Source organism: Actinomadura terrae, from assembly GCF_022751215.1.
Classification (GTDB): domain Bacteria; phylum Actinomycetota; class Actinomycetes; order Streptosporangiales; family Streptosporangiaceae; genus Spirillospora; species Spirillospora terrae.
Genome location: NZ_JAICDG010000002.1, coordinates 205942 through 227282, shown reverse-complemented (window position 1 = coordinate 227282; position 21341 = coordinate 205942). Strand labels below are relative to the sequence as shown.

At 72.4% G+C, this 21341-nt stretch carries 21 protein-coding genes; 10 read left to right on the top strand and 11 right to left on the bottom strand.

All coding sequences use genetic code 11. From position 1 onward, the window contains the following. The 4 genes from K2F47_RS11150 to K2F47_RS11135 all read right to left on the bottom strand — a co-directional run bounded on the left by K2F47_RS11150 (nucleotide 1) and on the right by K2F47_RS11135 (nucleotide 4665). Nucleotides 1–996 (bottom strand): AAA family ATPase, encoded by a 996-nt coding sequence (locus K2F47_RS11150; RefSeq protein ID WP_242902800.1) that lies wholly within the window; start codon nucleotides 994–996, stop codon nucleotides 1–3. Further along, nucleotides 993–2837, bottom strand: a complete 1845-nt coding sequence (locus K2F47_RS11145; RefSeq protein WP_242902799.1) for a VMAP-C domain-containing protein — start codon at nucleotides 2835–2837, stop codon at nucleotides 993–995. Before K2F47_RS11145 ends, K2F47_RS11150 begins: the two co-directional genes overlap by 4 nt. Then, nucleotides 2800–3150 (bottom strand): CU044_2847 family protein, encoded by a 351-nt coding sequence (locus tag K2F47_RS11140; protein ID WP_242902798.1) that lies wholly within the window; start codon nucleotides 3148–3150, stop codon nucleotides 2800–2802. Before K2F47_RS11140 ends, K2F47_RS11145 begins: the two co-directional genes overlap by 38 nt. Before the next feature lie 117 nt (nucleotides 3151–3267). Further along, on the bottom strand, nucleotides 3268–4665 hold the full coding sequence (locus K2F47_RS11135) for an FAD/NAD(P)-binding protein (protein WP_242902797.1): 1398 nt from the start codon (nucleotides 4663–4665) through the stop codon (nucleotides 3268–3270). Nucleotides 4666–4808: 143 nt separating this feature from the next. Between K2F47_RS11135 and K2F47_RS11130 the strand changes: the two genes are divergently transcribed. Then, nucleotides 4809–5909, top strand: a complete 1101-nt coding sequence (locus tag K2F47_RS11130; protein ID WP_242902796.1) for a helix-turn-helix domain-containing protein — start codon at nucleotides 4809–4811, stop codon at nucleotides 5907–5909. A 7-nt stretch (nucleotides 5910–5916) separates the two neighbouring features. Here K2F47_RS11130 and K2F47_RS11125 read toward each other — a convergent pair whose 3' ends face one another. Next, nucleotides 5917–7581 (bottom strand): SWIM zinc finger family protein, encoded by a 1665-nt coding sequence (locus K2F47_RS11125; protein WP_242902795.1) that lies wholly within the window; start codon nucleotides 7579–7581, stop codon nucleotides 5917–5919. Nucleotides 7582–7701: 120 nt separating this feature from the next. On the opposite strand from K2F47_RS11125, the gene K2F47_RS11120 reads away from it, so the two are divergent. From K2F47_RS11120 to K2F47_RS11100, 5 genes are all read left to right on the top strand, one after another. Beyond that, a complete protein-coding gene (locus K2F47_RS11120; RefSeq protein ID WP_242902794.1) occupies nucleotides 7702–8328 on the top strand; it encodes a dihydrofolate reductase family protein in 627 nt (208 codons plus the stop codon). Nucleotides 8329–8338: 10 nt separating this feature from the next. Then, nucleotides 8339–8674, top strand: coding sequence for a YciI family protein (locus K2F47_RS11115; protein ID WP_242902793.1), 336 nt, complete (start codon nucleotides 8339–8341; stop codon nucleotides 8672–8674). Then, nucleotides 8671–9894, top strand: a complete 1224-nt coding sequence (locus K2F47_RS11110) for an RNA polymerase sigma factor (RefSeq protein WP_242902792.1) — start codon at nucleotides 8671–8673, stop codon at nucleotides 9892–9894. Before K2F47_RS11115 ends, K2F47_RS11110 begins: the two co-directional genes overlap by 4 nt. A gap of 74 nt (nucleotides 9895–9968) precedes the next feature. Further along, entirely contained in the window at nucleotides 9969–11084 is a 1116-nt protein-coding gene (locus K2F47_RS41315; protein WP_242902791.1) for an NAD/NADP-dependent octopine/nopaline dehydrogenase family protein, read from the top strand. Nucleotides 11085–11140: 56 nt separating this feature from the next. Next, the gene (locus K2F47_RS11100) at nucleotides 11141–12118 is read left to right on the top strand and encodes an LLM class flavin-dependent oxidoreductase (RefSeq protein WP_242902790.1); all 978 of its coding nucleotides are present in this window, start codon (nucleotides 11141–11143) and stop codon (nucleotides 12116–12118) included. Here the strand turns inward: K2F47_RS11100 and K2F47_RS11095 are convergent. Further along, nucleotides 12115–12891, bottom strand: a complete 777-nt coding sequence (locus tag K2F47_RS11095) for a hypothetical protein (RefSeq protein WP_242902789.1) — start codon at nucleotides 12889–12891, stop codon at nucleotides 12115–12117. The two genes, K2F47_RS11100 and K2F47_RS11095, sit on opposite strands and share 4 nt — an antisense overlap. An 88-nt stretch (nucleotides 12892–12979) precedes the next feature. Here K2F47_RS11095 and K2F47_RS11090 point away from each other — a divergent pair, with 88 nt between their 5' ends. After that, nucleotides 12980–14596 carry a glycosyltransferase family 39 protein gene (locus K2F47_RS11090; RefSeq protein ID WP_242902788.1) on the top strand — a complete coding sequence of 539 codons (1617 nt, stop codon included), beginning with the start codon at nucleotides 12980–12982 and terminating at the stop codon, nucleotides 14594–14596. 9 nt (nucleotides 14597–14605) lie between these two features. On the opposite strand, the gene K2F47_RS11085 is transcribed toward K2F47_RS11090, so the two are convergent. After that, nucleotides 14606–15562, bottom strand: coding sequence for an NAD(P)/FAD-dependent oxidoreductase (locus K2F47_RS11085; RefSeq protein WP_242902787.1), 957 nt, complete (start codon nucleotides 15560–15562; stop codon nucleotides 14606–14608). Nucleotides 15563–15655: 93 nt separating this feature from the next. On the opposite strand from K2F47_RS11085, the gene K2F47_RS11080 reads away from it, so the two are divergent. Next, nucleotides 15656–16249: a helix-turn-helix domain-containing protein gene (locus K2F47_RS11080; protein ID WP_242902786.1), complete on the top strand. Its 594-nt coding sequence runs from the start codon at nucleotides 15656–15658 to the stop codon at nucleotides 16247–16249. Nucleotides 16250–16273: 24 nt separating this feature from the next. Here K2F47_RS11080 and K2F47_RS11075 read toward each other — a convergent pair whose 3' ends face one another. Then, nucleotides 16274–16705: a DUF8820 family protein gene (locus K2F47_RS11075; RefSeq protein WP_242902785.1), complete on the bottom strand. Its 432-nt coding sequence runs from the start codon at nucleotides 16703–16705 to the stop codon at nucleotides 16274–16276. Between the two features lie 10 nt (nucleotides 16706–16715). Further along, nucleotides 16716–17798 (bottom strand): DUF6745 domain-containing protein, encoded by a 1083-nt coding sequence (locus K2F47_RS11070; RefSeq protein WP_242902784.1) that lies wholly within the window; start codon nucleotides 17796–17798, stop codon nucleotides 16716–16718. A gap of 89 nt (nucleotides 17799–17887) precedes the next feature. Here K2F47_RS11070 and K2F47_RS11065 point away from each other — a divergent pair, with 89 nt between their 5' ends. Beyond that, on the top strand, nucleotides 17888–18517 hold the full coding sequence (locus tag K2F47_RS11065; protein ID WP_242902783.1) for a class I SAM-dependent methyltransferase: 630 nt from the start codon (nucleotides 17888–17890) through the stop codon (nucleotides 18515–18517). Nucleotides 18518–18551: 34 nt separating this feature from the next. On the opposite strand, the gene K2F47_RS11060 is transcribed toward K2F47_RS11065, so the two are convergent. Together K2F47_RS11060 and K2F47_RS11055 are read right to left on the bottom strand one after the other, a co-directional pair. Then, nucleotides 18552–18968, bottom strand: a complete 417-nt coding sequence (locus K2F47_RS11060; RefSeq protein ID WP_242902782.1) for an RNA-binding S4 domain-containing protein — start codon at nucleotides 18966–18968, stop codon at nucleotides 18552–18554. Between the two features lie 674 nt (nucleotides 18969–19642). Next, nucleotides 19643–20614, bottom strand: a complete 972-nt coding sequence (locus tag K2F47_RS11055) for a DUF2382 domain-containing protein (RefSeq protein ID WP_242902781.1) — start codon at nucleotides 20612–20614, stop codon at nucleotides 19643–19645. A 288-nt stretch (nucleotides 20615–20902) separates the two neighbouring features. Between K2F47_RS11055 and K2F47_RS11050 the strand changes: the two genes are divergently transcribed. Continuing rightward, entirely contained in the window at nucleotides 20903–21316 is a 414-nt protein-coding gene (locus tag K2F47_RS11050; RefSeq protein WP_242902780.1) for a hypothetical protein, read from the top strand. Nucleotides 21317–21341 lie beyond the last annotated feature (25 nt).

Here is a 21341-nt window from a genome sequence, read left to right as displayed (position 1 = left end):
TCAGTCCGTCGTCGTGCGCAGGTGCTCGATCAGTTTCTCGGCGACGTCCTCGATACAGGTCCCCTGCCTGCGCGCCGCCTCGAAACGGAAGTAGACCGCGTTGAGGAGCTGGTCGGTGGCGAGCTCCCGGCCGCTGTGCTGCCTTTCCACGAAGCGCGCCAGCAGGTCCTCGCTCGTGTTCTCCATTTCCTCGCCGAGCCGGGCGCGGACGATGCTCGCGAGCTGCTCGCGGGTGGGCGGCGAGATCGTCAGCGGGACGCAGCGGCGCAGGAACGCGGGCGGGAACTCGCGCTCGCCGTTGCTGGTGAGCACGATGACCGGGAAGGCGGCGCAGCGGACCCGGCCGCCGCGCACGCCGACCCGTTGCCCAGCGCTGTCGGCGGTCGTGACCTGCACCTGCGGCCGGTCCTGGGCGACGCGGACCAGCTCGGGGATGTCGAACTCGCCTTCCTCGAAGATGGTGAGCAGGTCGTTCGGCAGGTCGATGTCGCTCTTGTCGATCTCGTCGATCAGCAGGACGCGCGGGCGCTCGCGGGGCAGCAGCGCGGTACCGAGCGGGCCGAGCGTGAGGTAGCGGCCGATGTCGGACTGGGCGGCCTGTTCCTTAAGGTTCACATCGTGGAGGCGTCCGATGGCGTCGTAGGTGTAAAGGCCCTGTTTGAGCGACGAGCGGCTGGTGATGGGCCAACGCAGGACGGGCCCGAGACCGAGTTCGTGCGCGATCGACAATGCGAGGGTCGATTTCCCCACCCCCGCCTGCCCTGTCACGAGCAATGGGCGCCGCAGGTAAAGGGCCGCGTTCGTGAGGTCGACGGTCGTCTGGTTGGGCAGGAAGGAGCGGGCGCGGTCGCGGTCGCCGGGCCGCCATTCGGGGAGCGGAACGTCCTCGTCCGGGACTTCTCCCTCGAATTGCCGCCAGGCGAGGGCCGGTGGCAGGCGGTCGATGCCGTCGTGCGGGGAGCCGGTCCCCTCGTAGATCCGCCAGTCGTCGTTCAACGGGTCGCTCCTTGGGGGGCGGACAGCGCCGCGCGATTGGGGTCGGGCCTGGTCGGGTCGTCCCAGAGCACGGTGAGGGCCCGGCCGCAGTGGTCGGTGCCGCGCGCCTGCGCCCGCGCCTCCGCGCGCAGCGTCCTGATCAGGCCGGGGAGTTCGATGAAGGAAAGGCCGGAGAAACGGTCGGAGATGGCTTCCTGGAAGGCCTTCACGGCGCATTCACCGTTCTTGCCACAGGCCAGTCCGCCCAGCTCGCACGGGGTGCGGCGCCAGATCGCGGCGGGCAGGCCCGCGTCGAAGGCGGCCTCCAGCACCTCCCTGCGGCGTCCCTCGCCGGGCAGATAGCCGACCATCAGCATGGCGTGCGGCTCGGAGTTCTGGAATGACGCGTAAAGCTGTTCGAGGCTGTCCTCGGCGCGGCAGTCGGCCCAGCGCAGTACGGGCGGTGTCTCCTGAAGGCTGCGCCACCGGCGGCGGCAGTGCACGAGAGCGTCGTAGGGGCGGTCGCACGTCCGGACGATGACCGGGAACTGCACGCCGAGCAGCCGGTAGGGCTTGCCGACATACCATTCGTCGACGGCGTCGTGGCCGTCGCGTCCGCCGAGTAACTCGAACGGCATGACGAATTCGACGACGAGGTCCTCGATCGCCGACTCGTCGCCGCCGAGCCGCCGCATCACCTCGACGAGGATCGACGCGAGCCTTTCCCGGGCGTCCGCGATCGGCATCGCCGTGTCGTCGCAGTGCTCCAGCACCGCGCACTGTTCGGGGCCGCCGCGATGGCTCCAGATCGACAGCAGCAGTTTCCGCGCGTCGTGCCCCGCCGGGGTGAGGTGGATCTCGATCCGCGCCATGCGGGAGCCGGGGGGCCGCCCGGCGAGCGCCGTCGCCTCGGCGTGCAGCCGCTCCAGCGGGTGCGGGCGTCCGGCGGCCGGGACGGAGTCGGCGACCTCCTCGATGAGGTCCTCCGGGGTGCGCAGCGGCCGCTCGGGCAGCGGCCGGAGCCCGTCGAAGACGCGGTCGAACAGCAGGTCGTAGTGCTCCTCGGGCATCGCGGCGAGGACGGCCAGGAGCGACTCGACGCCGATGCTCCGCAGCCGCTCGCGCGCGAGGAGCTCGTCGCGGAAGGCCCGCCAGCGGGCGTCCCGTGGCGGCTGGCCAGACGCCCAGACCTCGGGGAACACCTCCCGGACGGCGGTCACGGGCGTCCCGAGGCCGCCGTATGGGGAATCCGGCTCGCGGGCGGTGGTCAGTATCCCGCAGACGGCGCCGGTGGCCGGATCCAGAATGGGCCCGCCCGACATTCCCGCCGCGAGCTCGCCTTTCGACATCGACAGTTTCGGCTGCCCGAACACGTCATGGGGAGAGTCGTAGTCCACCCAGACGCCGCCGACCTCCATCGCGCCGTAGGTCGGTTTGTAGCCGGTGGCGTACAGCCGCGTGTGGTCGTTGGGCAGGCGGTCGCCGAGCCAGGCGTAGGGGTGCCCGTCGGGCAGGCCGTCGCAGGTGATCAGCGCGAGGTCGGGATGGGCCCACAGGTCGCCGTCGCCGCGATATTCCGGGACGGCGCGGACCGTGCCCGAATAGACGCCGCCGTTCCAGTGGAACTCCACCTGTCGCGCGGCCCACGCGGTCGCGCCGTGCTCCGTTCGCGCCACCACATGTGCGCAGGTCAGAACGGCACCGGGGGCCACCAGAAAGCCGCTTCCGCCGCGCAGGTCACCGGCGGGGATCAGGACGACGCAGGCGTCCAGCAATCGGGCGATACCGGTGCGGGCGTCGGTGAGCGCCCGCGCCGCCGCGTCGTCACGCGGGAGCGGACCCGCCCCGATCGGATTTCCCATTCGCGTTCCATTCGAGGCGGACCTTGAGGGTCGCCTTGGTCTCCCCGTCGACGAGCAGGCACATCACCTTCGAGTTCTTGACCGCGACCTCCAACCCGAACTCGACCTCCGCCACGTCCGGCCGGACGGCCGCGACCGCGCGGTGCACCTCGGCGGCGATGCCGCGCAGGGCGGAGCTCACCGCCGAGAACGACAGGGCGTCCTTGACGCCGATGTTGGCGGGCCCGCCCCGGCCGCCGTCCACCTGTTCGGCACGGACGAGAACGCTCCCGCCCTCCGGCAACTGCAACTCGACGGTCGTACTGTCGCCCACGCGCCGTATCCCCCTTCGCCGTCCGGTGAAAAGCCTGTCCCGGAACTCGGGAGACGGCAAGCGAAAGGCGACGGCGACGCGGCTTCGCGCGCCCGTTCGTCCACAAGTGGCCGCCCGCTAGGCGATGCGGTGGGCGGCGGCCGCGGCCTGCGCCGCCACACCCGGAATTCCCGACGTGATGAAGGACCCGTCGCCCGCGAGGTCGCCGACGATATGCACGCGCGGGTCGGACGCGACGATGCCGCCCGCCGGGTACCGCGCCGCCATTCCCCCCTCGACCAGGGTGGTGACCAGCGCGGACGCGTCCTGCGGGAGCGCGTGGGGCGGCGGGTTCACGGCATTGACGACCCGCGCGGCGCTTCTCGCGGTATCGCGGGCGCGCACACGGAATTTCCCGTCGGCGTACTCGATTCCCGTCACGCCTCGGACGATGTCGAGCTGCCCGGAGTCGAACAGGTCGAGCAGCCGCACGGCGTTCACCGGCACCATCGGTGACGCGAGCCCGGTCGCGACGCGGAACCCGGCGCGGAGGCGGTCCTTGTCGCGCTCGTTGAGCCGCCGCCAGGCGAGCGGGCCGACGGAGTGCGCCGTTTCCTGGAGGACGCGGCGTCCGATCTCCGGCGCGTCGATCAGCGCGATCTGCCGCCGCAACCGGTCGACGGGATTCTCGTCCGGTGCCGTTCGGATATCGGCGATGAGCTCGTCGAGGTCCTCCCCGGCCTCGGCGAGTTCGGCCCGCAGCAGGTCCACCAGATTGTCGAGCGTGACGTCGGGAAGCGCATTAACGCGGTCGGCGGTGACGTGGCGCGGACGGTGGTCGAGAGGGCGTTGCCAGACGTAGGGGAGCATTCCCGTCCGCGAGACCAGGCTGATGCGTCCGGTGTGGCCCCGGGCGGCGAGTGAGACGGTCACGTCCACGGCAGTCAGCCCGCTACCGACGATCGCCACGTCCGCTTCCGGCGGGATCGTCGTCAGCGTGCGGGCGAGCGGATAAGGGTCTCCGATGAATCCGGGGGCGCCCTTCAGGTCGTAATGGTCGTGCGGACGGCCGCCGCCCACACAAAGGACGATCTGGTCCGCGCCGTGCTCGCGTCCGTCGTCGGTGTGAACGGTGAAGGGATGCGTGCGCGTCACGCCGACCACCCGGCGCGAAACGATTCGCACGCGCCAGCCGGATTCGCGAAGCCGGGCCAGCGCCTTTTCGGCGGTCTGCTCCAGATATTCGCCGTAGAGGGCGCGCGGGACGAGCGGCCGCCCGAACCGCTCGTCCATGTGCGCGGCGCCGCGCGTCCCGAGCCAGGCGCCGTAGTGGTCGCGGTCGCCGTGCCGGATCGACATGATCGCGGGCGGGGCGTTGACCAGCACCGATTCGAGGTCGAGGGCATAGGGGCGGCCCCGCCACAGATGGCGGGACGGCTCGAACACCGTGATCGTTCCGGTGCCGGGCGGCCAGGCGGCGAGTGCGTCCAGGAGTGCGGTGGCGGCGGCGCCGCCCCCGATGATGGCGATGTCCATGACTGAAGCGTCGGCGCGGACGGGCGCGGCCCCCATCCCCTCGCCGAGGGGATCGCCTGGGAATGTCCCCCTCAAACGGGGGGTTGGCGCGGACGGGACGAACGCGCAGGCTGGGCGCGTGTCCAGATCGCTTGGGAGGGCTCATGGGCGGACGGAGCGCCGATCTCACGGCCGGGCTCGACCGCGCCTCCGGCGCCGAGGACCTGTTCCGCCGGACGTCGGCGCGGCTGCGCCGGATGGTGCCGTTCGACGCGGCGGTCTGGACGGCCACCGACCCCGAGACCGGGCTGGTCACCGCGCCGATGCTGGTCGAGGGCCTCGGCGGCCGCGAGCGGTGCGCGGACTACTGGGAGAGCGAGATCCTGGAGGAGAACGTCGTCCCGTTCCGCGACCTCGCGCGGGCCGCCGTCCCCGCCGCCGGGCTGCGCGCCGCCACCGGCGACGTTCCCGGACGCAGCGCACGTTTCCGCCGACTGCTGGAGGACCAGGGCGTGCACGACGAGTTGCGCGCAGTGCTCCGCGCTGCCGGGCGTCCCTGGGCGGTGGTCAGCCTGTTCCGCTCGGCGGGCGGCCCGGGTGGCGGCTCGTTCGCGCCGGACGAGGTGGACGCCGTCGCCGCCCTCTCGGGCCCGCTGGCCGCGCGGCTGCGGCGCTTCGCCCGCCCGTCCGGGCCCGAGCCGCTGCCGGACGCGCCCGGCCCGGGGCTGGTGCTGTTCGACCTGTCCGGGGAAGCCACGTCGATCAACGCCGAGGCCCGGGAGCATCTCGCGCGCGTCCCGGACGGCCCTTCGGTGCCCTCCGCGCTCGGCGTGCGGCTGCCGATCTGGGTGATCGGCACCGCGCTCCAGGCCACGGCGATCGCGCGGGGCCGCGACCGGGGCGGCGCCCGGGTGCGGGTCCGGACCGTCGAGGGGCGCTGGCTGGTCTGCCACGCCTCGGCGCTGACCGGCGCGGACGGGCGGCCGGGCCCGGTCGCGCTGGTCATCGAGCCGGCCGCCGCGTCCGACCTGGTGGTGATCGTCGCCGAGGCGTACGAGCTGACGCCGCGCGAGTTGGAGATCACCGGGCAGGTCGCGCGCGGGCTGTCCACGGGCGAGATCGCCGAGCGGCTTTTCATCTCGCCGCACACCGTCCGCGACCATCTCAAGACCGTGTTCGAGAAGACCGGGGTGTCGAGCCGGGGAGAGCTGGTCGCGCGGCTCTTCGCCGAGCATTACTGGCCGCGCGCCCGCCCCGCGCCATAAGCCCCCGTTAGGGAAGGCGGGCCGCATCGAGATAGCGGCGCAGCGCGGACTTGGCCTTGTGCTCGGCGCGCAACCGCGCCATGTGCCGGACGAACTTGTCGCTCTCCCCGCCCTGCTCGGCGAGAAGCCGGGCCTCGGCGAGATAGTTCGCGGCCCGCGAGTAGCGGTGTTTCCCGGTACTCGCTATCTCCCGGTCGGCACGATCCAGCAGAACGGGAACGGCGTCGGCGGGATGGGTCGCCCCGCGTGCCCTGGCCAGCTTGAGGCGAAGGCCGTCATGAAGGGTGACGCCCCGCGACTCCCGCCAAGCCCCTTCCACGTCGTCCTCCCAAAGCAGGATTTCGACCAGGACGCCGCCCCCGCCCGACCTCGCGAGCGACTCCCTCAGGAGCGTCAGCGCCCGCTCACGCCAGCGAGGCCAATGGTCGCCCGCGGCCGCGGCGAGCGCCTTGTACCTCCCAAGGCCCGGGTAGGTGAGAAAGGCGGGCCACAGCAGTTCGACGGCTCCCCGGCGGTCCCCTGTCCGCAGCAGGCAGTCGGCGCCCAGGTCGCACAGGTCGGTGTCGACATGGCGCTGTTCCAGGCGGCGCCTGACCCATTCCACGGCCTCGGCGTCCCTGCCTTCCGACACCAGCGCCCTCGCGATCCGCAAAGCGTTCCTGTTGGACGGCTCGGATTCCGTCAGGACGGCCATCAAAGCGTCCGCGCCCTCGATCTCGGCGAGCTGCTCCCGCAGCTCCAGGACCGTCCCGTAGTCGGCCTCCTCATCATCCAGGTCGCCGGACTCGGCGGCCCGCCAGGCGGCGGTGACGCGTTCCCGATAGCGGGCGATTCCCGTTTCGCCGAGCAGCCCGGCGTAGTCGCGCAGCGCGTCGACGAACAACAGGCTGGTCGCGAACGCCCGGTCGACAAGAAGGTCGGCGAGCGCGATGGGGTCGGGAGGGCAGTGCGCGCAGGCGCGCAGGTGGGCCCTCTGGAAGACCGAGGACAGATACTCCGCCGCGGGTGCGTCTTCGCTGAGGGAGGGGATGAGATCGAAGGCATGCTCGATCAGTTCGAGCGCGATCGGCGCGAACCCGGCGTCGACCAGTTCGTCCAGCTCTTCGAGAATCCCTTCGAAGTCACCGGCTTCGGGCTCGATTTCCGTCGCGGTGGCGATCGCCCTGGTCAGGCGGTGGCGCAGGCGTTCCACGTCCAGGACGGCGTGCACCTCGGCCCCGGCCGCGACCTCCAGCCTGGACCGCAGCAGCGGGGCGGCCGCCGCCGCGCGCATCAGCTCCTCGACCAGCCAGTCCGTGTCCCGCGTCGCGAGGAACGCGCGCAGCCGGGCGTCATCGATTCCCGGTGCGGGTTCGGGCTCCGGCGTCGGGTCGGGATCGGGGAGCGGAAGCGGGCCCGCTTCCGCCACCCAGGCGAGGGCGACCGCGACGCAATGCTTGCAGAACGCGCTTTCGCCTCCCTGCGGGCACGAGCACTCGCCCGCCATTCGCGAGGCCGTGAGTTCGAGCCGGACGCGATAGGGCTCCGAGCCCTCCACGGTCGCGGTCGCGGAAGTCGCGGTGACCGACAGGTTCTCGACGCGTCCCTGCCCGAGATAGACGCGCCCCCGGTTGAACACCTCCGAGCCCACCCGCCGCTCAATGGATCGTTCGGTCACCGTCTGCCGGTCCATGACGCCATCGTGCCGCGATTTCCCGAATCGCGGCGGCGGGGTTGTCGATTCGGGGCACGCTCGTTCGCCGTGTTGGGTGCGGGCGCCCAGCCGGGGCGTCCCGGGGGAAGGAGACAGGCAATGCGGAAACTGATGGTGACGGCGTTCGTGTCGCTGGACGGCGTCATGCAGGCGCCGGGCGGGCCGGAGGAGGACCGCGACAGCGGATTCGAGCACGGCGGATGGGCCGTCCCCCATTTCGAGCCCGCGATCATCACGTTGATGGCCGAGGTCACGGGCCGGGCGGGGGCGCTGCTGCTGGGCCGCCGGACCTATGAGGACTTCGCGGCCAACTGGCCGCTCGCGGCGGACGACGACCCGATCGGCGCGAAACTGAACGCGATGCCGAAGTACGTCGCGTCCCGGACGTTGCGGAGCGTCGAATGGCGGAACTCGACGCTGCTGGACGGCGATGTCGCCGACGCGGTCCGCAAGCTCAAGGAGGAGGACGGCGACGAGATCCAGGTCCACGGAAGCGCCGGACTGGTGCAGACGCTGATCCGGCACGACCTCGTCGACGAGTTCCATGTGCTGGTGTTCCCCGTCGTCCTCGGAAAGGGCAAGCGGCTGTTCGCCGACGGGACGATCCCCACCGGCCTTCGGCTGAACGACGCGACGACGTTCGGTACGGGTGTCATAGCCTGCACGTATACGCGGGTGGGCAAGCTCGCATACGGGGCCATGGGGCCGGAGACCGGTAACTGGTGACGGAGCGGATATGCCGCAGTACGCGATTCTGATTTACGAGGCGGAGCTTCCCGGTGGCGCGGCCGACATCCCGCCCGAGGTCATGGAGGCCAATCTGGCGGCCGGGGAGAAGATCGCCGCGATGGGCGCGCGGGTCGTCCACCAGCAGGCGCTGGAGCCCAGCTCGGCCACGCGGACGATCCGCAAGGGCGGCCTCGTCACCGACGGGCCGTTCATCGAGAGCAAGGAGGTCATCGCCGGGTTCTTCGTGGTCGAGGCCGCCGATCTCGACCAGGCGGTCGCCGTCGGGAAACTGCTGCCGATCATGGACGGCGCCGTCGAAGTGCGTCCGCTCCTCCAGGTGTGACCGCCGACGAGACCCGGCGCGCGGTCGAGGGCGCGCACCGGCGCGAGTGGGCCACCGTGCTCGCCGCGACGGTGCGCGTCACCCGCGATCTCGACCTCGCGGAGGAATGCGTCCAGGACGCGTACGTGGCGGCGCTCGGCGAATGGGCGCGGGACGGCGTCCCCGCCAGGCCCGGTGCCTGGCTGACGACCGCCGCCCGGCACAACGCGCTGGACGTCCTGCGCCGGGCGAACACGCTGCGCTCGAAGCTGCCGCTGCTGATCGAGCCGCGAGACGATTCCGCCCCCGCCGGGGACGACCGGCTCCGGCTCGTGTTCCTGTGCTGCCATCCGGCGCTGGCCGTCGAGGCGCGGGTCGCGCTCACGCTGCGGCTGGCCTGCGGGGTCGCGACGCCCGACATCGCGGACGCGTTCCTGGTCTCGGAGAGCACGATGGCCGCGCGGATCACCCGCGCGAAGAAGAAGATCGTGAAGGCGGGCATCGCGTTCCGGATGCCCGCCGCGCACGAGCTGCCCGACCGGCTGGACGCGGCGCTCACCGCGATCCACCTCCAGTTCACCACCGGCCACACCGCCCCGACTGGCAGCGCCCTGACCAGGGACGACGTCGCCGGACGCGCGGTCGACCTGGCCCGCATGCTGCACGCCCTGATGCCCGGCGAGAGCGAGGTCCGCGGCCTGCTGGCGCTGCTGCTCGCCAACCACGCCCGCCGCGCCACCCGCACCGCGCCCAACGAGAACGGCCGCCTCCGCCTCCTCGAAGAACAGGACCGCTCGGCCTGGGACCAGGAGTCCATCGCCGAAGCCGACGCGCTCGTCGTGAGCGCGCTGAAAAGCGGAAGGCCGGGACGGTTCGCCTTGCAGGCCGCCATCGCGACCCTGCACGCGACCGCCCCGACCTACCGCGACACCGACTGGAAGCAGATCCTCGTCCTCTATGACGCGTTGCTGCGGGTGTGGCCGTCCCCGGTGGTCGCGCTCAACCGGGCGGTGGCGGTCGCGATGGTCGGCGGCCCGGCGGCGGCGCTGGCCGAGGTCGAGGCGCTCGAACGGGACGGGCGCCTCGCCGGATACCGCTACCTTCCGGCCGTCAAGGCCGACCTGCTGCGCCGGATGGGCCGCACCCGGGACGCGGCGGACGCCTACGAGCAGGCGCTCGCCCTGACAGCCAACGACGCGGAACGCGCGTTCCTCACCGGCCGCCTTGCCGAGACGCAATGATCGGGGGCCGGTCGCACGACCGGCCGTCTACAGGGGAAGATGGCCCCCGTGATCAAGAGCTGGGAGGGCCGACGGTGATCGTGACGGTGCTGGGCGGGGGGAACGGCGCGCACGCGGCCGTCGTCGATCTGACGCTGGGCGGGCACGAGGTGCGATGGTGGCGGCGCGGCGCGGCGTTCCCGTCCGGCGGGCGGCTGCGCTACCTGACGCACGATCAGACCTGTTCCCTGCGGGGGGACGACCCCCCACACCCCCCGGAACGGACTGGAACGGTCACGCCCGCCCTGGTCACCCACGATCTCGCGGCGGCGGTCGGCGGCGCGGGGCTGGTCGTGGCGCCGGTGCCCGCGTCCGCGCAGCCCGAACTGCTGGCGGCGCTCGCGCCCGTCCTCGAACCAGGGCAGGCGGTGGCGTTCACCCCCGGCACGTTCGGCACGTGGCATGGCGCGCGGCTGCGGCCCGACGTCGCGTTCCTGGAGACTGGAACGCTCCCGTACCTGACTCGCGTCACGGCGCCGGGCGAAATCAGCATCCCGGTAACGGCGAGCAGGCTGCCGGTCGGCGCGATTCCCGGCACGGGACCGCTCGCCGACGAGGGCCACGCGCGGTTCGCCGCCGCCTACCCGATGGCCGTCCGGGTCTCCGACGGGCTGGACGCGGCGCTCACCAACTGGGGCCCGGTGATCCACCCGCCGCTGATCGCGCACAACCTCGGCGCGATCCAGAACCTCGGCGACCGCTTCGACATCCACGCGGACGGGACGTCCCCCGCCGTCCTCGCGACGACCCGGGCGCTCGACGCCGAACGTATCGCGCTGCGCGAAGCCCTCGGTCTGCCGGAACCGCACTGGCCGCTGGAGGACTACTACCTGGAACGTGACACCTCCATGTACCCGCCGGACGCGAAGGAGCGGCTGCTCGCCTCCGGCCTCTGGCGCGAGACCGTCGGCCTCGACCACCGCTACGTCCACGAGGACGTCCGGCGCGGCCTGGTGCTGAACGTCGCGCTCGCGCGCCTCGCGGGGGTCGCGGCCCCGGTCGGCTCCGCGATCCTCACGCTGCTCGGCGCGGCGCTCGGCGAGGACCTCCTCGACCCCGGCCGGGTCACGGCCCTCCTCGGCACCGACGACCTCGACCACCTCCGCGCGACGGCGCGCACCGGCGTCCCGCAACACGCGAACCTCACCTAGCCAGGCCCACGACGCGGCACGCCCGCCCCCCGCGGCCGTGCCGGGAAAGCAGTGACATGGAGTACTTCCTGCAATTGCACGGAAACCTGCCGCTCGACGCCTACCCGGTGCTCGCGGCGCGGGCGGAGGAGCTCGGTTTCGAGGACGTCTCCCTCCACGACGTCCTGTTCCGGCGCCCGGTCTGGCCCGTGCTGTGCGACATGGCGCGCGCGACGTCCCGCGTGCTGGTCGGCCCGAACGTGACCCACCCCTACCTGAGCCATCCCGTCCAGCTCGCGGCGAACCTCGCGCACCTGGACGAGCTGTCCGGCGGCCGCGCGGTGCTCGGCCTCGGCCGCGGCTCGATGTACGAGATGGTCGGCCGGACGAACCCGGCGACGCTGGACGGCCTGCGCGAGGCCGTGGACGTCATCCGCACCCTGGTCGAGGGCGGCTCCGGCCCCTACGACGGCGAGGTCTTCCAGCTCAGGAAGGACGCGAAGCTGCACTTCGGCACCGGACGCCGCGTCCCGGTGTACCTCGGGGCGATGGGCCCGAAGGGCGCGCGGCTCGCGGGCGCGCACTGCGACGGGCTGCGCGCCGCCGCGCAGTGGCACCCGGGCTACGCGTCCCTGCTCAAGGAGCACATGGAGGCGGGCGCGAAGGAGGCCGGACGCGCCGCCGACGAGGTCCAGTTCGTCGCCGAGAACTGGACGTTCGTCCACCCAGACCGCGAGCTGGCGCGGCGCGAGGCGCGCTCGCTGCTCGCCACCTTCCTGCCGCACCTCGGGGCGCCGCTGGCCTTCCACGAGGTGCCGGAGGCGGAGATCGAGGCGGCGCGGGCGGCCAAGCGCGACGGCGCGACCGAGCGGCTCGCGGAGATCAGCGACCGGACGCTCGACCTGTTCATGGCCGCCGGGGACGCCAACGACCTGCGCGCGGGCCTGGACCGGCTGGAGGCCGCCGGGCACACCGCCGTCTCGTTCTCCGGGCAGCTCGGCCCCGACACCTCGCTCGCCCTGGAGATCATCGGCGAGGCGATCGCCGCCCGCTAGGACGCCGGCGACCAGCACATGCTCGGCGAAATCCCCTCGGTCAGCTGGCGCTCCTCGAACAGGGACCAGTGCCGGAGGTAGTCGAGCAGCCACACCCGGCGGTCCGCCGGTTCGCCCCGGCCCGGCGGCAGTTCGGGCCGGGCGGACCCGGGCGTGACCCCGGCGCGCTCGGCGACGGCGAGCATGGCATCGGTGTCGAAGGGCTCGTCCGGCTCGATGTCGAAGTTCTCGGGGTCGAGGTGGCGCTGGAGCGCGTCGATCACGGCCCGGTCGACGGCGCGCTCCCGCGCGGCGCGGATGAGGTCCTCGAACGCCGCCCGCGCCGCCTTGGGGTCGTCGGCGAAGGCCAGGAAGGCGTCCTCGACCTGGTCGTCGCGCCTGGTGTCGCCGAACCCGCCGTCGCGCAGGCCGTCCGGGTAGTCGGTGCGGGCCCAGGACGAACCGTCCCACCAGTAGACGTACTGGATCAGCTGCTCCCGGCGCATCATCTCCGAGAGCCACTCCCAGGGCAGCCAGTCGGGCCCGCCCGCCAGCAGGTCGAGCGGCGGCACCTGGTGGCGGGTCTTGCTCGCGTCGACGTCGTAGCCGTACAGGACGGCGCGGCCACCGCCGATCCAGCTCATCCCGTGCCAGCCGTTGCCGACGTCGTCGCCGCGCACGCCGTCGGGGACGACGGTCGCGCCGAACCCGTCGGTCCCGACGGTGAGCATGGCCAGCGCGGACGCCTCCGCCCACAGGTCTTCGGGGTGGGACAGCTCCAGCTTCACGGGCATTGCGGGGTACCTCCGTCAACGGTGATCATTGGTGGCTTCGACGGGCCGCCCGCCCCCGGGGTTCCCGGCGCGGTGGTTAGCTGGAGCGGTGACTTCGCCGGACGCGGTGGCCTCGCCGGACGAGGCGCCGGACGGGGCGGCCGCCCCGAGCCCGCCCCGCGTGCTCCGGCGGTGGGCCGTGGCGTTGTGCGTGGCGGCGCTGCTGGCGGAGATGGCGACCGCGATGGTGACGGCGGCCGTCCAGCAGACCCCGACGATCGACGAGCCCGTGTACGTGGGCGCCGCCGTCTCCTACCAGCGCGAACACAGCCTGCGCTCCAACCCCGAGCATCCGCCGCTGGGCAAGCTGATCATGGGCGCGGGGCTCGCGGTCGAGCGTCCGCGGCTGGACGAGGGGTTCACCGGGACGCAGGAGGCCGCCGGACGGCACGTGCTCTACGAGTCGGGCAACGACGCGGGCCGGGTGCTGCTCGCGGCGCGGCTGCCGATGATCGTGCTGACGCTGCTGTTCGGGCTGGTGGTGTTCGCCTTCGCCGCCGACCTCACCGGGCGGGTCGGCGGGCTGGTGGCGCTCGCCCTCTACGCGTTCTCGCCGGACGTCATCGCGCACGGGTCGCTGGCCACGCTCGACGTGCCCGCGTCCGGGTTCCTGCTGACCTCGGCGTGGACGGTGTGGAGGGCGCGCGAGCGTCCCCTCCCCTACCTGCCGCTCGCGGCGGTCGCGCTGGGCGCGGCCGTGGCGACGAAGATGAGCATGCTCGCGGCGGTTCCGGTGCTGATGGCGCTGGCCGCGTGCTCCCGCCCGTCCTGGGGGGGACGCGCCGGAGCGGCCCTCGGCATGCTGGCGGGGACGGTCGCGGTGGTGTGGGCGTGCTACCTGGCCGTCGATCCCCGGTTGCGCTGGACGGCACCGCCCGGCGTGCCCGACATCGGAGGCATGCGCGCTCTGCTCGTCGATCTCATGCCGTTCCCGCGTCCGTACCGGGACGGCATGCGCGTCCAGTTCGGATTCGAGGATTCGACGTGGGACGGGTTCCTGCTCGGCCACCACTACCGCGGGGCGCTCTGGTACTACCTGCCTGCGGCGCTGCTGGTGAAGACGCCACTGGGAATGCTCGCGCTGTGGGCGATCGGCGTCGGGGTTCTGCGCCGCGCCGCGCTCTATGTGGTGCTGCCGGTCGCCGTGCTGCTGGCGGTGGCGATGACCGGGTCGCGGGATCTCGGCGTCCGGTATGTGATCTTCGTTCCGATGTTCCTGGCGGTCGCGGCGGCGGCGTGCGTGACCGTTCCCCGCCTGCGCTGGGTCACGGCGGTACTGGTGCTGTTCGTGGCGGTGAGTTCGCTGCGGACGTTCCCCTACTACCTGCCGTACTCCAACGAGGCGTTCGGCGGACCGTCCAAGACCCATCTGCGGCTGCACGACTCCAACGTCGACTGGGGCCAGGATCTCGGACGGCTCGCCGACCGCCTCCGCGCCCGCTACCTGGACGAGCGGGTCTGGCTGGCCTACAAGGGCAGCGGCGTCCCGTCCTCCTACGGGATACGCGCGGGCGACCCGTTCCGGGTGCCGCCCGGCCAGGTGCGGGGGCTGCTGGTGGTGTCCGACAGCTGGATCGCCAAGGCCGACCCCCGGCTGACCGTGCTGCTCCGGGACAGCGTGCCGGTCGACGAGGTCGGCCACTCGATCACGATCTTCCGCCGCTGAACACCCGCGTCACAGGCCGTGCCGCCGGTCGGCCACCACCTGTTCGCAGTTGGCCGCCTCGGCCCGCGCGGAGAACGGGGCGAGGGCGGCCGCGGTGTCCTCCTCCACGAGGTCGTGGTTGATCGCCATCGCCGCCGCCGAGCCCATGCCCGCCGCCGTGATGACCTGCGCGCGCGGGTCGCGGACGTTGCCCGCCGCCCACACGCCCGGGACGCTCGTCAGCCCGGACGGGTCCGTCCGCACCCAGCCGTCCTCGCGCTCGCATCCGAGCGCGGTGAGCAGGCCGTCCTGGGGGATCATGCTCGGCGCCAGGAAGACCGCCGTGCGCGGGACCGTCCGGCCGTCGGCGAGTTCGACCCCGCCGAGGCGGCCCTCGTCGGTCACCAGCCGCTTGACCTCTCCCCGGACGACGCGCACCCCGCGAGCGGAGAGCCGTTCCCGGTCGGCGTCGGTCACCACCGTCCGGTGCGGGAAGAACACCAGGTCGTCCGACCACTGCCGGAGCAGCAGCGCATGCGAGACCGCGTTTGGACCGTTCCCGATGACGCCCAGCGGCTCGTCCCGCACCTCGTACCCGTGGCAGTAGGGGCAGTGCAGCAGGTCCTTGCCCCAGCGTTCGCGCACGCCGGGGATGTCCGGCAGCTCGTCGCGCAGCCCGGTCGCCACCAGAATCCGGCGGGCCCGCAGGGACCCGCCCCCCGTCAGGTGGACGTCGAATCCGGGCTCGATGTGGTCCACCCGGGCGTCGATCACCTGCACCCCGTACCCGGCCACCTCGGCGCGGCCCACCTCCAGCAGAGCCGCCGGGGACATCCCGTCCCGCGACAGGTAGCCCTGCATGTGCGCGGCCGGCGCGTTGCGCGGCTCCCCGCCGTCGACCACCGCCACCAACCGGCGGGCCCGGCCGAGGACCAGCGCCGCGCTCAGCCCGGCGGCACCCCCGCCGATCACCACGACGTCGTACATCTGCGATCACCTCCGTCCCCCCACAGTGCGCGCCGGTGGCCGGGGACGACAACTTCTGTTGCCATTTCCGGGAAACGCGGGTGCAATGGGGGCATGGACAACGCCGCAGCGATCACCAAGGCGCTCGCCGACGTCGGGCCCCGGCTCCGGCGGCTGCGCACCGAGCGCGGGGTCACGCTCGCCGCGCTCGCCGAGGCGACGGGGATCTCCAAGAGCACGCTGTCACGGCTGGAGGCGGGCCAGCGGCGGCCGAGCCTGGAACTGCTGCTGCCGATCGCGCAGGCCCACCAGGTACCGCTGGACGAGCTGGTCGGCGCCCCCGAGGTCGGCGACCCGCGCGTCCGGTTCCAGGCCCGCTGCGTCCACGGCCGCACACACATCCCGCTCACCCGCCAGCCGGGCCCGCTCCAGGCGTGGAAGTCGATCATCCCGCCGGACCAGAGCGTCCCGGAGATGACCACGCACGAGGGCTACGAGTGGCTGTACGTCCTGTCCGGTAAGGTCCGGCTGATCGTCGCCGGGCACGACCTGATCATGGGACCGGGCGAGGCCGCCGAGTTCGACACCCGCCTGCCGCACTGGTTCGGGCCCGGCAGCGACCAGCCCGCCGAGATCCTCAGCCTCTTCGGCCGCCAGGGCGAACGCGTCCACCTGCGCGCGGCCCCCGAGTCGCGCCGCAGACGCTGACCGAGCCGCCGTGAGCCCGGCGCGTCAGTCGGCGACCACGCGCATCCGGCTCCCGTCGCGCTCGCGCTGGCGGCGGACGACGTAGACCCCGGGCGCGCAGCCGCTCGCGCCGTGCTCGGCATGCATCAGGTAGACGACGGCCGCGGCCTCGAAGACGCCGAGCGCCAGGCTGTCCTCGTCGGACACACGGGTCGTCCACCGGCAGGTACCGGGCTCGGCCACCAGCGTGTGCGGGTTGCCGCCCACCGCGCTCAGGAGCAGTTCGATGCCGGCGGGCGGCACGTCCTGCCACTGGGCGCCCGGCCACACCTGCACCGATCCCGCGATCATCGGAAGCGGGATGACGATCAGGTCGCCCTGGGCCTGGAGCCCGGACACGACGGGAACGACCGCCGAGCGCTCCAGATGGTCGAGCGCGGCGAGATCGGACTCTTTCTCGGTCATGGTCTCAGTCATGATCATCACCTCAGGTTCGGCGGACGAGCAGGGAGTACGCGTCCGCCGGCAGCCCGTAGGTCCAGGCGGCGGCCGCGATCGGGTCGTCGAGGGAGCCGGGGACGGTCAGCCCGTACCGGCGGCGGCGCCCGTCGCGTTCGACGGACCCATTGACGGCGAGGAGCACCCGGGTCTCCCGCCGCAGGTCGTACAGCCGCAGTTCCGCACCCGGATTGCCCGGATCGGGGGCCGAGGCGACCAGTCTCAGCCCGGCCTGGTCGATGTAGGACGCCCAGCCGAGCTTCTCGATCGCGCAGCGCCGGACCTCGACGTTCGGCTCCCGCTCGATCCGCTCGACGCTCGGATCGTCCACCACCCAGGCGGGGACGGGCGTCCCATGCCAGAAGTGCATTTCCCATCCGTCGGCGTAACGCAGCGCGGGCCCGTCCTCGCTATGCGGACGCACTTCGCCGGTGTTTCCCGACACCTCCATATGGAGGGCTACGGGCCTTTCGGAGACGATGCAGAGCTCCTCGTGCGGCCACCACGGGCCGCACGAACGGATCGCGTCCGACCACAGATTAAGGGCCATGTCCTGTTCGGGGGTGAACCCGCCGCCGGTCATCCTGCGGACGGCGTCGTGGTACGACGTCCAGTCGGGATTCAGCGCCGATTCCCACTGGCTGCTTCTGAAGACGGGCGAGGAGAGCGCCGCCCGAAGCGCCGTCCCCAGCGAGGCCCGCACCGAACTCGCGACCGGGAAGCACACCTCCGTGCGGGCCAGCGTCTCCGCCGCTCCAAGTGCCCGGGAGGGTCGCGAATCCAGGTCGATGACCAGTGCGGCTCGCGCGGCACAGAACATGCGCGCTATCGGCCATTTATCCACGTCGCCGAGACGGGGCGCGGCACGCCAACGCATACCGGGCGGGACGGTCTCGATCGCCGTCACGGGCGAGGCCACCCAGTGGAAACGCGGCGGCGGAAGGCCGATCAGGCGGTACAACCGGGAAATGGCGGCCTCGGCGGCCGGGCGGTCGGTGGGCCGGGTGGACAACGCCGCGCCCAGCCATTCCGTGCGGATCTCTGCGGCGTCCCGCCGCGCTGTCACGCTCACCGGACGACGGTGACGCGGTCCCTTCGAACGATCATGGCGTCACTGTGGCAGACGCCGGACGGGGTGTCCACCGGATATCGTCGGCGGCCGTGACCGAACTCGACACCACCCGCACCGCCTACGACTCCGTCGCCGCCCTCTACGCCGAGATGTTCGCCGACATCAACGTCACCCCCGCGCTGGACCGCGCCCTCATCGCCGCGTTCGCCGAACTCGCGGGCGATCCCGTCGCCGACCTCGGCTGCGGCCCCGGCCACATGACCACCTACCTGACCTCGCTCGGCCGGACGGCCTTCGGCGTCGACCTGTCGGCGGAGATGATCGCGATCGCCCGCGCGGCGCATCCGGACCTGCGTTTCGAGCAGGGCTCCATGACCGGCCTCGACCTCGCGGACGACACGCTCGGCGGCATTCTCGCGTGGTATTCGACCATTCACGCCGCGCCGGAGCAGTGGCCCGGGATACTCGCCGAATTCCACCGGCTGCTCGCGCCGGGCGGGCGTCTCCTGATCGGCTTCTTCGAGGCCCCGGCGGGCGCCGACGGCGCCGGCGAGCCGATTCCCTTCGACCACAAGGTGACGCTCGCCCACCGTTGGCCGGTCCCGCTCGTCTGCCGGCTCCTGAACGAGGCCGGGCTGGTCGTGGACGCCCACGCCTCCCGCGAGCCGGAGGATTCCGAAAGGTTCCAGCACGGCCGCGTGCTCGCCCGCAAACCGTAGGCTCAGCCCGGCCGAGAAACCGTCCGCGCCGGTGTCATTCGCTCTCGCCGAGTTCGAGGTCGAGGTCGTGGGCGACGCGGCTCTGGTTCAACGCGCGGAGCCGGTCGAGTTCGCGGCGGTCGCGTTTGGTGGGACGTCCCGCGCCGCGCTCGCGGAGGCCGATCGGAATGAGCGCCTCGCGCGGCGGGGGCGGCGGGCTCTTGTCGATGAGGCATTCCTGCGCGATCGGGGCGCCGACGCGTTTGCGGACGATCCGCTCGACGATGACGATGCGCTCCCGTCCGTCATGGCGCAGGCGAATTTCGTCTCCCGGACGGACGGGAGTGGCGGGCTTGGCGCGCTCGTCGTTCACCCGGACGTGCCCGGCGCGGCACGCGTTGCTCGCCACCGAACGGGTTTTCAGCAGGCGCACCGACCACAGCCACACATCAACCCTCACCTGCTCGGTCATGGGGGCGACTCTACCCGCGCCGCCCGACCCGTCTCCACGCCGTTTTCCGGGCCCGGATTCGCCAATTCCGAGCCCGCCCTCCGGCCGGAAAGGGGGCGGCCGGCCGCTCGCCCCAGCGAGCGGCCGGCCCTAGGGGGAGCGGTCGGCGGGGGGCCTCGGGGCCACCGCCGAGCGGGCCACGCGCCTGCGACGGGACCGTGGCAGGGAGGCCACGGGCCCTCGCGTGGGCTCGGCGTCGAGTGAAACTTCCCCCTTTATCCCCTATCTGTCAAGAAAGCTCACTAATGGTCTCGGGGCGTCCCGCTAAAAGGCGCCCGGGCCGTCGGCCACGGCCCGGTTCGGAAGTCCTACCGCCGCCCGCCTTTACCGGCGCGAACGGACCGCGAGCCCCATCGGCCCCACCAGTCACACCCGTCCAACGAGCACCGCGCATGACCACATCCGGCCATACGTCCAACCGTGCCTGGAATGTCGAGGCGGCCCCAGCGATCACGCGGGCTCACCGGCCAGGGCGCACCCCGCAGCGACCTCAGCCGTCACGCGGGCGCGTAGCTGAGCGGTGGGGCCGGCGCCGGAGGCGAGGCCCCACCGCGAAGATCGCGAAGCGATTCCGCGCCCGCCAAGGCACGGTCACTGCCCGAGCCGCCAGGCGAGGGCGGTGGGCCGGGACTTCATTAAACAGAGCTGCCCGCACCGTCTTCGCGGGTCACCTCAATGCGCTCGCGGCGCAGCTCGCCGCGCACGGTCTGCTCGTCCTGCACCTGCTCGGTGTGGATGCGCACGCGCTCGACGGGCACGGTCTCCTTCGTCACGACCGGGCGCTCCTCGTACAGGACGATCACGCGGTCGTCCTCGCCGAGCGTCGCCTTCATGTCCGGACGGCCACCGGTGATCGCCTCACGATCGATCTTGATCTCCTCGTGCGAGACCGGGATCGTCCGCTCGACCATCTCCGTCTCGACCCACTTGCGGACGTGGACTCGCCCGGTCTCGTGGCGCTCGGTCCCGATGCGCATCTGCTCCTCGCACCGGGTGATCTCGGTCATCGGCGCCTCGGCGCCGGCGCGCGCCGACTGCGGCGGCAGGTCCTTCCCGCGCTTGCCCTGGCGTTCGGCATGGACGGCCATCCCGGCGGCACCCGCCGCACCGGCCGCACCGGCGGTCCCGGCTGCGCCGCCCGCCGTGCCGCTCTTGCCCATGCCCTGGCCTTCCCTGCCGGTCATGGACCGGTCACCGGCCTTGGCGTCGGACCCGGCGGCCGGGCCCGCGTTCCCGGACGTCCCGGCGGCGTCTCCGGACGTCCCCGCGTCGCCGGGCGAGCGGCGGCCGCTCGGGGGGCGCACGCCGTAGTGCCGGTAGAGATCGACGATCTGCGCGTGCGACAGATGCTCGTCCGCGTCCACATTGGGGGCGCCCTTGATGGTCTCCTTGTCGTAGGGGACCTGGAGCATGTCCTTCGCCTTGTTCGCGCCGGACAGCGGGACGAAACTCTCCCGCATCCCGAACCAACCGGTGTGCACGGTCACCCACTCGGGCGCGCCGGAATCGTCGTTGAGGTACACCTGCTTGATCGTGCCGACCTTGGTGCCGTGGGCGTCGGTCACGCTCATTCCCATCAGTTCCCGCACCTGTGTCTGCGTCTGCACGTTGAACACCTCTGCTCTCGTGATCCGGCGTGGCCCGGACCGTCCCGCGCTTGGTTCTGTTGCTCCCGAGTTGCCGGATTACTTGCTGCTTTTCCGAACAGACCGGCGGTAAACCCGTTTGCCTGGCCGCAAGGGACGATCTACTGGATTATTACCGCACCATCACCCGCTTTACCCGGTGCCCTCCACGGCAAATAGAAGATAACCCGCCGACCTCGAAAGGCAAAAGGATTCCGATAGCGGGGAGTCCTGCTCCGGGCGGGGCACCCGCGACTCTAGTGTCGTGTCATGAACAGCCATTCCTTCGGGGCATACGCCAGGTGGCGGGAGGACGGCCGCCCGCCCATCTTCCGGCCCGGCCGGCACGAACGGCCCGCCCTGCTCGCGCTGCACGGCGTGGCGCGGCGGCTCGGCGCGGTGATCAGCGAGGCCGGTCCGGACGGGGCCGCCTGCCTCTCCCGGTGCGGCGAGCTGGCGATGCTGCTGGCGGGCGTCCGCCATGTCACGGTCGCGGGCGACGCGACGCTGCGCTCCTGGGACCCCGCCGACCTGCGGCCCGAGGAGATCCGCGGGCTGCTGGCCGGGGCCGTCGGAGCCGTCCTGGCCGCCGCCATCGACCGCGACGGCGCCGCCGCCCTGGCCCACACCCGCGACATCGAGCTCATGGTGGACTGCCACCCCGCCGCGCTGGCCCACCAGTAATCCCCGGCCCTCAGCGAGCCCTCCC

What these genes read in the sequence shown, in the direction of transcription:
- K2F47_RS11145 (WP_242902799.1), bottom strand. Translation starts at nt 2,837, where the DNA reads ATGGGAAATCCGATCGGGGCGGGTCCGCTCCCGCGTGACGACGCGGCG.
- K2F47_RS11135 (WP_242902797.1), bottom strand. Translation starts at nt 4,665, where the DNA reads ATGGACATCGCCATCATCGGGGGCGGCGCCGCCGCCACCGCACTCCTG.
- K2F47_RS11130 (WP_242902796.1), top strand. Translation starts at nt 4,809, where the DNA reads ATGGGCGGACGGAGCGCCGATCTCACGGCCGGGCTCGACCGCGCCTCC.
- K2F47_RS11125 (WP_242902795.1), bottom strand. Translation starts at nt 7,581, where the DNA reads ATGGACCGGCAGACGGTGACCGAACGATCCATTGAGCGGCGGGTGGGC.
- K2F47_RS11120 (WP_242902794.1), top strand. Translation starts at nt 7,702, where the DNA reads ATGCGGAAACTGATGGTGACGGCGTTCGTGTCGCTGGACGGCGTCATG.
- K2F47_RS11115 (WP_242902793.1), top strand. Translation starts at nt 8,339, where the DNA reads ATGCCGCAGTACGCGATTCTGATTTACGAGGCGGAGCTTCCCGGTGGC.
- K2F47_RS11100 (WP_242902790.1), top strand. Translation starts at nt 11,141, where the DNA reads ATGGAGTACTTCCTGCAATTGCACGGAAACCTGCCGCTCGACGCCTAC.
- K2F47_RS11095 (WP_242902789.1), bottom strand. Translation starts at nt 12,891, where the DNA reads ATGCCCGTGAAGCTGGAGCTGTCCCACCCCGAAGACCTGTGGGCGGAG.
- K2F47_RS11085 (WP_242902787.1), bottom strand. Translation starts at nt 15,562, where the DNA reads ATGTACGACGTCGTGGTGATCGGCGGGGGTGCCGCCGGGCTGAGCGCG.
- K2F47_RS11080 (WP_242902786.1), top strand. Translation starts at nt 15,656, where the DNA reads ATGGACAACGCCGCAGCGATCACCAAGGCGCTCGCCGACGTCGGGCCC.
- K2F47_RS11075 (WP_242902785.1), bottom strand. Translation starts at nt 16,705, where the DNA reads ATGACTGAGACCATGACCGAGAAAGAGTCCGATCTCGCCGCGCTCGAC.
- K2F47_RS11060 (WP_242902782.1), bottom strand. Translation starts at nt 18,968, where the DNA reads ATGACCGAGCAGGTGAGGGTTGATGTGTGGCTGTGGTCGGTGCGCCTG.
- K2F47_RS11050 (WP_242902780.1), top strand. Translation starts at nt 20,903, where the DNA reads ATGAACAGCCATTCCTTCGGGGCATACGCCAGGTGGCGGGAGGACGGC.